Source organism: Ruminococcoides sp., from assembly GCF_057037865.1.
The window spans coordinates 1-12,278 of record NZ_DBLZMS010000017.1 but is presented as its reverse complement, the minus strand read 5'-3'; the positions used below and the strand labels follow the sequence as shown (position 1 = coordinate 12,278).

The window sequence follows — 12,278 nt, the reverse complement described above, 5'->3', positions numbered from 1 at the left end:
AGCTCCTTCATTTGCTATTTTCTTGCCATTTATTTTATCATAAAACTGTATACTATGTCTTTGCACTGTTGTATACTATGTTACTACACTGCACACATCGGACGCCCGCAAGTAACCGCACAAATTATATGTAAAACATATTTTATAAATGCCACAATGTAATTGTTATACTGTAGCGGCGAACCGTGTTCGCCAATCGTTTTGGTTGTAAAACCAAAACGAACATATACGCATTTTTGTTATATAAAATAATGTGTTAATAAACAAATAATTTCATCAAGGCGGGCGGCCAATGACCGCCCCTACTGACACGAACTGAGAACGGTGGCACGCCGCCACGAATAATTACGCAAACCACAAAACAACGCTCGGGCGAAATATGTTTTGAGTTTAACAAACTGTCTTCACGAACTGAGAACGGCAACTTGCCGTGGAGGAATTTATGGATAAAAATAACGATTTTGAAAATGCGGTTGAAGTGACATCTGTAACAACTGAACACCCCAAATCAAAAAATAGAATAAAGAAAAGGCATGAATCAAAGCTACATAAAACCCTGCGGATAATTAAAAATATAATTTGCTGGGGAGTGCTTGCAATACTTGTGCTGACCGTAATTGTGTTTATGGGTTCAAAGGTGAACGGAAAAACACCTTCGCTTTTCGGATATTCCGTGCTACGAGTTTCAACGGGCAGTATGCAGCCCGAGCTTATGATCGGCGATGTTATTCTCGGAAAGAGCGTTGACAATCCGACCGCCCTCAAGGTCGGCGATATTATCACCTATCGCGGCAGTGGGCAGACCGAGGGACTTCTCGTGACTCATAAGGTTGTAGTTGCACCGTATAAAACAGCTGACGGCACATATAAGCTACAGACAAAGGGCATTGCAAACGATGCTCCCGACCCGGAAATTTCAACCGAAGATGTGCTTTATATTATGGTGTGCAAGCTCGGATTCATTGACACATTGTACAACCTTTTCTTCTCACCGTGGGGACTGCTGATTTTTATTGCGGCGCTGCTGCTGATATTCATTGATGAGCTTATCGTTATAATCCGCATACTTACAGGTCACGACAAATCACCGAAGGACAGCGACATCAACGAAATTATAGACCGTTTGCAGAAGGAAAAATTGCAACAAAAGGCTGAATCCGACAACGATACAAAATCGGAAGAATAAATAAAAGCTGAATATATTTAATTTCGGACGAAAGGAAAATTCTCTTTTCGTCCGTTTTTTGTTGGCGAAAAAGACAAAGCGGAAAAATGGTGAAAATAGCTTTTATATGGGCTAAAATCGGCTTTTTAGTTGCATTTTTGGGCGATTTGTGGTATATTTTATACGGTCAAATTTGACTGTAACATACTGATTGTGTTTAGAAATTGATATGTTAAGGGTGGTTTCATGGATTACAAATTAATAGCGCTTGACATTGACGGTACGCTGACAAACTCCCAAAAGGAGATTACTCCCCGTACAAGATATGCTCTTATGGAGGCGCAGAAGCAGGGCAAGAAAATTATTCTTGCGTCAGGCAGACATCCCGTAGGAATTATGCCGATAGCAAAAGACCTTATGCTTGACCGTTTCGGCGGTTTTATTATGGCTTTCAACGGCGGCAGGATTATCAATTGCGAAACAGGCGAAACTATGGTGAGCAAGCTGTTTCCGCTTGAATATCTTCCCGACATCGTGAATGTTTTGAAGGATTCAAACATTACAATCAACACATACGATGACAGGCGAATCATCTCGGATAATAAGGTGAATGACTATACCTATGTTGAAAGGGACGTTATCAAGGCTGAAATGGTTGTTGTTGACGATTTTATCTCATCTGTAAGATTTGATATCAACAAAATTCTTCTTGCAGGCGAACCCGATGAGCTTGATAAGTATCAGAAAATTCTTGCAGACCGTTATGACGGCTTGCTCGATGTATATAAAAGCGCACCTTATTTTCTTGAGATTATGCCGTTTGGTGTTACAAAAGGCTCAATGCTTCCGCTTTTGCTTGATAAACTCAAGATTAAAAGGGAAGAGCTTGCCGCTTTCGGCGACAACTACAACGATATGACAATGATAGGTTATGCAGGCTTCGGCGTTGCAATGGGTAATGCCGAAACCGATGTAAAGAAGATTGCCGATTACATCTGCGAATCAAACGATAACGACGGTATTGCAAACACACTTGATAAATTCATTTTAAAGCAATAGTCGCACAAAGTTTGAACCTAATATAAGCTTGAAAATATAAAATATAATTTAACGGAGCGTCAGATTTGGCTTAACCCTTTAAAAGAGTTGAAAAAACAGAATCTGTCGCTCCTTTTTGTATATAATAGCCAAATTGAGGGCTTAATCTTTGGCGGCATCAAAGTTGTAATAATTCTATAAAAGAAAAATATATGAGGCTGTCTAAATTATAATATAATTGTATGTTATGTTGTACAAAGTATAACAAAAGGAGGAAAATCTATGGCAAAAATCAAAAAATTGCTTGCTTTGATTTTGTCGATTTGCGTAATTTGCACGGTATCTGTTATGTCCGTAAGTGCGGCTAATACAGATGACGATAACGACACTTCGGCATCAAGCACAATCACAGTACATTACTACTGTGAGGAAGGCACGCCCACAATCTATTATTGGAACAGTCTTCCGAAAAACATCAGCACGGAGTACCCCGGCGTTAAGATGACTTCCGAGGGAAACAACTACTACAAGTACACTTTCAACGATGTAACAAAAATCAATATGATGTTTGTTACAAACGGAAAGCAGTCTGCGGAACTCACAAGAAACACAGGCGAGTGGTGGTACAAAAATAAGAGATGGTCAAGCAAAAATCCTGAAGATATGCAGGAATTTGACCGTGTTGACATGCGTGAAGACACAATTTATTTTGTAATTACAACCCGTTTCTATGACGGTGACACAGGTAACGATGTTCATTGCTGGGATGACTCACAGGCAAACAACCCCGACAGCGATCCCGCATGGCGTGGTGACTTCAAAGGTCTTATCGACAAGCTTGACTACATCAAGGCTCTCGGATTCAGCGCAATCTGGATTACTCCTGTTGTAACAAATGCGTCAGGCTACGATTACCACGGCTACCATGCAATGGACTTCTCAACAGTTGATGTTCGTTATGAGAGCGACGGCGCTACATATCAGGATCTTATTGATGCCGCTCATGAAAAGGGCATCAAGATTGTTCAGGATATCGTAGTTAACCATTCAGGTAACTTCGGTGAGGCAACTCTTGCTCCTATGTTTACAAAGGAATACGACTCAATTCAGGATCTTGCTTCTGTAGATTGCATGAAGGTTATTGAGGGAAGCGACTTTGCTAAAACATTCCCGAACTACGATGACCTTGAGCCTAAGTATCAGTATGCCGCAAGACTTAATATCATGAAGGATACTAAGGAGCTTGACTCCGGTAATCACGACACGGAAAACTACTATCACCACTTCAAAGACCTCAGCTGGGAAAGCCCGACTGTACAGACAGGTCAGATTGCCGGTGACTGCGTTGATATCAACACAGAGAATCCTACAGTTGCTAATTACCTTAACGACGTTTATAACAACTATATCAACATGGGTGTTGACGCTTTCAGACTTGATACTGAAAAGCACGTTTCAAGACTTACACTTAACCAGTATTACTTCCCGTCATGGCTCAAGACAGGCGGTAAAAACTTCTTCATCTTTGGTGAGGTTTGTACTCGTGTAAGTGAATTCTGGAACCACAACATTCCTGCAATTTCAGCTCCGTTCTATACATGGGCTGAATCAGACAGCCAGTACATCGATTCATTTACAAATGATCAGGCTGCAAACATTGATCTTACACTTAAGCACTATGACAGCAACGCAAGTACAGCAAATCAGCCCACATCTGATAATGTTTATCTTGACGGTCTTAAGTATCACACACCTGATTACAGCAAGGCAAACGGCACAAGCGTAATCGACTTCCCGATGCATTGGAACTTCTCAAATGCAAGCAACGCATTTACCCGTGCTTGTGAAGAAGATCCGTACTACAATGACTCATCATGGAATGTAACATATGTTGATTCTCACGACTACGGTCCTGATATGGACAGCCGTTACGACGGCGGTACACAGTCATGGGCTGAGAACCTTGATGTACTCTTTACTTTCCGTGGTATTCCGTGTCTTTACTACGGTTCTGAGCTTGAGTTCCAGAAGGGTGTTCCTATGGACGTAGGTCCTAACGCACCTCTTTCAACAACAGGTCGTGCATACTTCGGTGACTACCTCGAGGGCGACGTAACAGCAACAGACTTTGGTACATATTCTAATGCAAGCGGTGCTGTTGCAAGCACACTTGAAGCACCTCTCGCTGTTCATATTCAGCAGCTCAACCGAATCAGAAGAGCAGTTCCTGCACTTCAGAAGGGTCAGTATACAAGAAGCAAGACTTATGTTGACGGTAATATGGCATTCGTTCGCCGTTACACACAGGGCGCTACAGACAGCCTTGCTTGTGTAACTATCTCAGGCGGTGCTACATTCAAGAACCTTCCTAACGGTAAGTACATTGATGCAGTTACAGGCGATGTTAAGTATGTTACAGACGGCACACTTACAGTATCTTCTGTTGGTAGGGCTAATATGAGAGTTTATGTTTGCTGTGCAGACGGTTTCACCGGAATTGACGGTCAGATCGGCACTAACGGCGCATATCTCAAGTAATAAAATAATGTTGTTTTTTACGGAGCAGGTTTTTCCTGCTCCGTATTTTTCTGCCCTAAGCCCTCAAATGACGGATTGCAGATTTATGTCCGTCAAAATTATACTTCATTTATAAATAAACATCCCGAAAGTTGCATAATGATGAATAAAAAGACAGAAAGTTATGCAAATTCTACATATAAGGTTTAAAATCGTTATGACACTTCTGCAAGAATTGTACCTTTTCTTTTTTTTTAAAATGTGCTATAATATATAAAATATAGTTTCAATTTATTGTGAATTTTAAAAGGGAGTGTTTTTTATGACAAACAGCGAGTATTCGGATGTTACACCGCAGATTCATGCTCTGGCTCAGAAAATGACGCATAACTCCGTTATTGATACAGATTTATACAGTAAGTACAATGTAAAAAGAGGTTTGCGTGACCTTGACGGTAAGGGTGTTCTCACAGGTCTTACAGATATTTCTACAATCACACAGAATAAGCTTGTTGACGGAAAGCTTGTTCCTTGCGAGGGTGAGCTTCGTTACAGGGGCTATAATGTAAAGGATATCGTTGACGGTATTCTTGAGGATGACCGTTTTGGTTTTGAAGAGGTTACATATCTTCTTCTCTTTGGCGATATGCCTAACGAAGAACAGCTTAAAGACTTTAAGAAGCTTCTCGTTCAGTACAGAACTCTTCCTCAGCACTTTGTTCGTGATGTTATCCTCAAGGCCACAAGTAACGATATGATGAATTCAATAGCAAGAAGTGTTCTCACACTTTTCTGCTATGATAAGAACGCTAACGATACATCAATCGACAATGTTTTAAGACAGTGCATACAGCTTATCTCCGTATTCCCTCTTTTGTCGGTTTACGGCTATCACGCATATAATCACTATCAGCGTGATAACAGCCTTTATATTCACCGTGCAGAGCCTACGATGTCAACAGCCGAGGTTATTCTGTCGCTTCTTCGTCCCGACAGACACTACACTCCGCTCGAGGCAAAGGTTCTTGATATGGCGCTCATTCTCCATATGGAACACGGCGGCGGTAACAACTCAACATTTACAACACATGTTGTAACATCTTCGGGTACTGATACATACTCGGCAGTAGCTGCGGCACTTGCATCTCTCAAAGGTCCTAAGCACGGCGGTGCAAATGTTAAGGTTTACTATATGTTTGAGGATCTCAAAAAGCATGTTAAGGACTGGGAAGACGAGGACGCTCTTGAAGATTATCTTGAAAAGCTCCTTGACAAGCAGGTCTTTGATAAAAAAGGTCTTATCTACGGTATGGGACACGCAGTTTATACAATTTCCGACCCCCGTCAGCAGATTCTTCACGGTGCTGTTAAAAAGCTTGCGTTTGCCGAAGGTCACAATGATGAATTTGATCTTTATGAGAGAGTTGAAAGACTGGCTCCGAAGGTTATCGGCAGAAAGCGTAAAATCTATAAGGGCGTTGCCGCAAATGTCGATTTCTACAGCGGACTTCTTTACAGCCTTCTTGACATTCCGTGCGAGCTTTATACTCCGCTTTTTGCAACAGCTCGTATTACGGGTTGGAGCGCACACAGGCTTGAGGAGCTTATCAACTGCGGTAAGATTATCCGTCCTGCATATATGAGCATTTCCGAAAACAAGGAATATGTTGATTTGAAAGACAGATAATACGGCGAACCGCCGTTCCCCGTTCGAGAAGTTAGTTTTACAAGTGCGAGAGTTAAATTGTCCGAGCGTATGGAAAATTGAAAGTTGAAAATTAAAGTCGGGCGACAGTTTGCAAAATGCAAATTATTGTCGCCCGACCGTTTTTTATATATGAAATTAACTGTTTGGTCGTGGGGCGGATAATATCCGCACTACGATTTTTCGCAACATTCATCTTAAAACAACAAAAGACCGCTCTTTTGAGCGGTCTTTAAAGCTTGTGTTTTAAATTCAAAATTTATTGCAATCAGCAGAAGAATACATCCATCTCTTCTGCGTTGCCGTCGGCAACAAAGTATGCCTTGCTTTCTTCGGGCTTCAGATAGATTGAAATTTCCTTTGCATCCTTGCCGTATGTAGCCTTAACATTTTTGATTACTTCTTCAACAGGAACCTGTGCGCCTGCATATTCTACGAAGAAATTAACCTTTGTTTCAACCGGAACGGGCTTCTTTGGAGCAACCTTCTTTGGAGCAACCTTCTTTGGAGCTGCTTTCTTAACAGGAGCCTTTTTAACGGGTTCTGCTTTCTTAACAGTTTCAACCTTTACATTTTCTGTCTTTGCGGGTTCAGCCTTCTTTGCAGCTGTAGCAACAGTCTTAGCAGGCTCAGCCTTTGCAACAGTCTTTTTTACAGGCTCTTCCTTAACGGGAGCAGTTTTTGCAGGGGCTGTTTTTGCAGTTGTTTTCTTTGTTGTTGCCATAATAAATCCTTCTTTCAAAGTAATAAAATATTGCAGAAATAAAAGTTTTATCTTTTGTAAATATTATACATTTCAGAGTAAAAAATGTCAATAAACTGTACAAAAATTCGGCGGTTAATACATATTTGCGAAAAAATAAAATTCCTGTTAGTTGAAATGCACAATGTTATTGCCTCATATTTGTGAACTATGTCGTTTTTTCTGTCAAAAAAAACGAAAAAAAGCACATCATCATTTGAAAACCTCTTGCAACTGTGCTAAAATGATAGCGATTAATTTAAGAGAGAAGAATGATTTATGGGAGAGAATTTCATTATTATTGCACAACAGGTGCTTGTACTGTTCATTTTGATTGCAGTCGGTTTTATTTGCGGTAAGAAGAAAATTATCACCGATTTTTCCGCCCGTCACATGACCGATATAGTATTGTATGTTGTGACGCCCTGCGTTATGATTTCTGCTTTTCAGCGAGAGTTCTCGTTTGAACTTTTGAGCGGACTTATAATTTGCGTTGCCTGCTCTGCACTTATTTTCGCTGTTTCAATACTTATCTGTAACCTGATTTTTCATGATAAAGATGAAAGCCGTAAGGCTGTTATCCGCTTTGCAACAATCTATTCAAACTGTGCATTTATGTCTTTGCCCCTCCAGAAGGCAATTCTCGGTGATGACGGTTGGTTTTACGGCTCAATTTTCGTTGCCGTATTCAACATTTTTGTATGGACGCACGGACTTGTTTCAATGAGTGGTGACAAAAAACAGCTTTCATTCAAAAAGCTTGTTCTCAACCCCGGTCTTATTGGTGTTCTTCTTGCAATTATCCTGTTTATTACAGGTTTTAAGCTTCCGTACATAATCAGTCAACCGGTTGAATATCTTGCAGTTCTGAACACTCCGCTCCCGATGCTTATTATAGGTTTTTACCTTTCACAGGCTGACTTTAAAAAGGCGTTCACTGACAAGGGCGTATATTTTTCTTCGGCAGTCCGTCTGATTGCTTTACCGATGATTACAGCGGTTGTAATGTCATTGTGCCGTGTCACACCCATAATTACCATGGCTTGCGTAATTGCCACATCAGCCCCTACTGCCGCAACAACAACTATGTTTGCAACAAAGTTCAACAAGGATGTTGAGCTGTCGGTTAGTATCGTTGCCGCAACTACGGTATTTTCACTTGCAACAATGCCACTTGTCGTAATGCTTACGGGCATGATGAGCGGATTTAGTAGTTAATGTAAAATTGAAAATGGAAATTATGGTCGGCGGTGTGCCACCGCAGACCTTTCGAGAAGATAGTTGAGATAAATGAATTGCATTGATGCCCGAAACGGCATTGATGCAATTTTTATTTTATATGAATTTAACTGTTTAATTGCAGAGGAAAACCGTGTTCCCCCGTTAGTAATGGCAGAAAATTTATGTTCTCGAATTGGGAACGGCGGCTCGCCGGTGTGGGAGGATTTCACAGACAATTACAATTTTACGCTCGGGCATGGTATGTTTTTGATATTACAAACTGTCTGCACGAATTGGGAACGGCGGCTCGCCGTAAAAATATATGGAAATCTCGGCTAAAATTTGATATAATGAACACATAAAAATATATAATCCTTTGAGGGGGACTGTATTATGTCGAGAAATCCTATGCAAAAACAGAAGCTTTTGTATCTGCGAAAAATTCTTCTTGAAAAAACCGATGAAAATCACGGGCTGACTTCAAGTGAAATTCTGGCAGAGCTTGCGTTGTACGGAATTACTGCGGAGCGAAAAAGTCTTTACGATGATTTGCAGGTGCTTGAAAAATTCGGAATGGACATCTGCAAGAGCAAATCATCAACCGTTAAATATTATGTTGCAAGCAGAGAATTTGAACTGCCCGAGTTGAAGCTCCTTGTTGACGCAATTCAAAGCTCAAAATTCATTACCGAAAAAAAGAGCATTTCCCTCATTCATAAGCTTGAAGGGCTTGCAAGTGTTCACGACGGCAAGGAACTGCAACGGCAGGTTTTTGTCGCAAACAGAGCCAAAACAATGAATGAACGAATTTATTATTCGGTTGATAAAATTCAGAATGCAATAGCACTCAACCGCAAAATCTCGTTCAAATACTACCGTTGGGAACTCGATTTTTCGAGAACGGAGCGAATTGTCAAGCGTGAAAAAATCAGGGACGGCGGATACACGGCATCACCGTGGGCGCTGTGCTGGGATGATGAGAATTACTATCTCATTGCCTATGACACCTGTGCCGACAATATAAAGCATTACCGTGTTGACAAAATGGACGATATCGAGGTGCTTGACGATGAGCGTGACGGGGGAAAGACCTTTGAAAAATTTGATCCTGCAGATTATTCAAAGGGCGTTTTCTCAATGTTCGGCGGTGAAAAAGCTACGGTTAAGCTGTCGGTTGACAATGACTGCATAGGTGTTATTGTTGACAGGTTCGGCAGGGATATTTTTGTTACAAAGGAAAGCGACACAACATTCGGTGTATCGGTTGATATTATGACAAGCAAACAGTTCTACGCTTGGGTATTCGGTCTTGGCGGAAAGGTCAGAATTATATCGCCGCAAAATGTTGTTGATGAATTTAAAAAGCAGCTTAAAAATGTAAACGATTCATTTTAATTGCCATACGGTTGGCAATATTTCATATTAAAATCGTTAAATAATAATGTCTGATTCGGAAACAATCATAACAATTATCAGTAGATAAATTGATACATTATTGCGTAGAATTAAAAATCAATTAACATACAGCAGACAGCGGAATATTTAAAATTTGCACTAGTTGCAGTTTATACATTTATTTTTTGCACATTTGTCGTAATTATTGACTTTATTGTGCATAAAGTCTATTATATTGTTGCAGTGATTATTTGTGTTGTTTTTAGACACAAAATGTTTGAAAACATAATTTTTTAGAATCGGGGTTATTATTATGAGTTTTGATTTCTTGCGTTCGGCAACCGCATCCAGTTCAGCTTACAGAGTAGTCTGCGGTGAGATGATTATTGACAGCAATATGTGGAATGTTCACAACGAGGTTCTTGTGGCTGTTGTAAGGGACGGCTATATGACCGTTGAAATGGGTGCTGACACTTATTCGCTCTCAACAGGCGACATTTACTTTATTTCACCTAATCAGAGATACAAAATTAATAATACAGGCAACGCAAGAGTTGATGTTATTCTTCTTAACCTTTCAAATCCTGCATCGCTCACTCAGGAGTTTATTCCGCAGAGTCTGATCAGAGGTCTTGTAACAGGCAACTGCACTCACTTTGCAAAGGTTACGAGAGGCGACTACCGTTATAACAATCTTATTGACGATATGAACACGGTTATTTCTGCCGAGAACGAAAAGCACGAGTTCTTCCAGATTCTTGTTCACGGCAAAATGTACGACATTTTCTATATTCTTTTCTCATCGGGTCTTGTTAAGATTTGTGATGTTGAGGCTCAGGGCAAAAAGTACCGTGCTCTCCGCAGAATTACGGAATATATCAACAACAACTTCTGCGACAGCATCACTCTTGATACAATAGCTCAGACAACAGGTCTCAGCCGTTACTATGTGTCGCATCTCTTTAAGGAGCTTATGAATACAACATTTGTAAACTACCTTAACGAGCTCAGACTGACAAGAGCCGCAATGCTTCTTACCACAACGGACACTCCCGTTATCGAAATTGCAGGTATGTCGGGCTTCAACAACATTTCAAACTTTAACAGAGCATTCAAAATGTACTACGAAACAACACCTTCAAAGTACAGAAGAGCCGAGAAACAGTCATTTTAAATAAGTATTTTCAAAATAAAAAGCCGGTGCATATGCGTCGGCTTTTGTTTATGGTAATAATTTGTCCGCTTAGGTAATATTGTTTAAAAAAGGCAGTTCATTTTTGTAGAATGCTCAAATTGAAAAGAAAAGCATACCGTGGTATAATTATTATGTTTGTGACAGCGTGTTTTTTGTGCGTCATTTGTGTTTAGAAGTATTAAACGGCGGTGAAACGATGAAGTTTTTCAATAAAAATATAAACAAGGTTTTGTCGGTTGTGCTTGTTGTAGTATCCGTTTTGGTAGTTTTGCAGTTCGTCTGCTCAAACGGTACTCTCAATGCCGGAGAAACTCCGACAGAATCGGCAATGGCAAGGGTAAATCCGAATATTCGGAAGATTGTTCCGGCAACAACTGTTTCCGCAACAACCGTACCCGTTGAAACAACAACGGCAAAGCCTAAAGCAACCAAGGCAACAACTCAGCCTCAGACAAAAGCCACAAAGGCAACAAAAGCGACAACTCAGCCCGTGACAACAACACAGGCAACCGTTCCGTTTGCTACGGCAATTCCGCCAAAAGAGCCTGTTGATTACCAATCTCAATGGGACGCAGGTTATCTTGTGGCAATTGACAATCCGGACAAAACCTATGAATGCTCCAAGGTAACGCTTACCGATGAGGACAGGGATCTTCTTGAAAGGCTTTGCATGGGCGAATTTGGTTCGGGCGGTTTTATAGGAGCGGCGCTCATTGCTCAGTCGGTAAAAGATGCAATGTGCTTTGACGGTTATCCGACAGTTGCCTCGGTTATCGAGAACTGCCATTATACCGGCAGTACCAAAATCGGCACAAATCAGGAATGTATTCAGGCGGTAAGCTATATCTTTGATGAAAACAAGGATGCCGTTCAGCACCGCATTATGTATATGTATAATCCCGATATGGTTCAGAGCGCTTTCCACGAAAGTCAGAACTATATCCTGACATATCAGGCTGTCAGATTTTTTGACAGGTGGGGGTATTGACGAAAATCTTTGATTTTCGTCAGCTAAATTCACGCAAGCGTGAGCTAAATTTGCAATGCAAGCTAAATTATCCTACGGATAGCTAAATTGTCCTGACGGACAGCTAAAAGTGAATTTAATTTAGCTGAAAATATGATATGCAGCAATTAGAGTCAGGAAACATAGTTTCCTGACTTTTTGATTTTCTTTGCAAATCGTAGGGGCGCTCATTGTGTCAAGTGCAACATGGTAACCACCTGTGCAAGGACATGGTATACAAATTCACAATCTTGAAATCTTGCGGTGAATACGCTTGCCGGATGACGAGTCATA

The 12,278-nt window shown here is 40.7% G+C and carries 9 protein-coding genes; 8 read left to right on the top strand and 1 reads right to left on the bottom strand.

The window, feature by feature from the left end:
- Positions 1–442 precede the first annotated feature (442 nt).
- The 4 genes from AC2HW8_RS10280 (at position 443) to AC2HW8_RS10265 (ending at position 6,407) form a co-directional block, all read left to right on the top strand.
- Positions 443–1,186, top strand: coding sequence for a signal peptidase I (locus AC2HW8_RS10280; protein ID WP_304365378.1), 744 nt, complete (start codon positions 443–445; stop codon positions 1,184–1,186).
- A gap of 225 nt (positions 1,187–1,411) precedes the next feature.
- Positions 1,412–2,224 (top strand): Cof-type HAD-IIB family hydrolase, encoded by an 813-nt coding sequence (locus tag AC2HW8_RS10275; RefSeq protein ID WP_303793170.1) that lies wholly within the window; start codon positions 1,412–1,414, stop codon positions 2,222–2,224.
- Between the two features lie 261 nt (positions 2,225–2,485).
- A complete protein-coding gene (locus AC2HW8_RS10270) occupies positions 2,486–4,741 on the top strand; it encodes an alpha-amylase family glycosyl hydrolase (RefSeq protein WP_484327540.1) in 2,256 nt (751 codons plus the stop codon).
- 301 nt (positions 4,742–5,042) lie between these two features.
- The gene (locus tag AC2HW8_RS10265; protein WP_101071004.1) at positions 5,043–6,407 is read left to right on the top strand and encodes a citrate/2-methylcitrate synthase; all 1,365 of its coding nucleotides are present in this window, start codon (positions 5,043–5,045) and stop codon (positions 6,405–6,407) included.
- A gap of 286 nt (positions 6,408–6,693) precedes the next feature.
- On the opposite strand, the gene AC2HW8_RS10260 is transcribed toward AC2HW8_RS10265, so the two are convergent.
- Positions 6,694–7,149, bottom strand: coding sequence for a DUF6465 family protein (locus AC2HW8_RS10260; protein WP_117847237.1), 456 nt, complete (start codon positions 7,147–7,149; stop codon positions 6,694–6,696).
- A 297-nt stretch (positions 7,150–7,446) separates the two neighbouring features.
- On the opposite strand from AC2HW8_RS10260, the gene AC2HW8_RS10255 reads away from it, so the two are divergent.
- From AC2HW8_RS10255 to AC2HW8_RS10240, 4 genes are all read left to right on the top strand, one after another.
- A complete protein-coding gene (locus AC2HW8_RS10255) occupies positions 7,447–8,385 on the top strand; it encodes an AEC family transporter (RefSeq protein ID WP_015522927.1) in 939 nt (312 codons plus the stop codon).
- Between the two features lie 396 nt (positions 8,386–8,781).
- Positions 8,782–9,783, top strand: coding sequence for a helix-turn-helix transcriptional regulator (locus tag AC2HW8_RS10250; RefSeq protein ID WP_484327539.1), 1,002 nt, complete (start codon positions 8,782–8,784; stop codon positions 9,781–9,783).
- Positions 9,784–10,096: 313 nt separating this feature from the next.
- Positions 10,097–10,957, top strand: a complete 861-nt coding sequence (locus tag AC2HW8_RS10245) for a helix-turn-helix domain-containing protein (protein ID WP_484327538.1) — start codon at positions 10,097–10,099, stop codon at positions 10,955–10,957.
- Between the two features lie 217 nt (positions 10,958–11,174).
- Positions 11,175–11,966, top strand: a complete 792-nt coding sequence (locus AC2HW8_RS10240; RefSeq protein ID WP_484327537.1) for a hypothetical protein — start codon at positions 11,175–11,177, stop codon at positions 11,964–11,966.
- Positions 11,967–12,278: the final 312 nt, after the last annotated feature.

Bases quoted from the DNA above. Each gene is read 5' to 3' on its own strand.
- AC2HW8_RS10245 (WP_484327538.1), top strand. From the start codon at position 10,097: ATGAGTTTTGATTTCTTGCGTTCGGCAACCGCATCCAGTTCAGCTTAC.
- AC2HW8_RS10265 (WP_101071004.1), top strand. From the start codon at position 5,043: ATGACAAACAGCGAGTATTCGGATGTTACACCGCAGATTCATGCTCTG.
- AC2HW8_RS10280 (WP_304365378.1), top strand. From the start codon at position 443: ATGGATAAAAATAACGATTTTGAAAATGCGGTTGAAGTGACATCTGTA.
- AC2HW8_RS10255 (WP_015522927.1), top strand. From the start codon at position 7,447: ATGGGAGAGAATTTCATTATTATTGCACAACAGGTGCTTGTACTGTTC.
- AC2HW8_RS10270 (WP_484327540.1), top strand. From the start codon at position 2,486: ATGGCAAAAATCAAAAAATTGCTTGCTTTGATTTTGTCGATTTGCGTA.
- AC2HW8_RS10275 (WP_303793170.1), top strand. From the start codon at position 1,412: ATGGATTACAAATTAATAGCGCTTGACATTGACGGTACGCTGACAAAC.
- AC2HW8_RS10250 (WP_484327539.1), top strand. From the start codon at position 8,782: ATGTCGAGAAATCCTATGCAAAAACAGAAGCTTTTGTATCTGCGAAAA.
- AC2HW8_RS10240 (WP_484327537.1), top strand. From the start codon at position 11,175: ATGAAGTTTTTCAATAAAAATATAAACAAGGTTTTGTCGGTTGTGCTT.
- AC2HW8_RS10260 (WP_117847237.1), bottom strand. From the start codon at position 7,149: ATGGCAACAACAAAGAAAACAACTGCAAAAACAGCCCCTGCAAAAACT.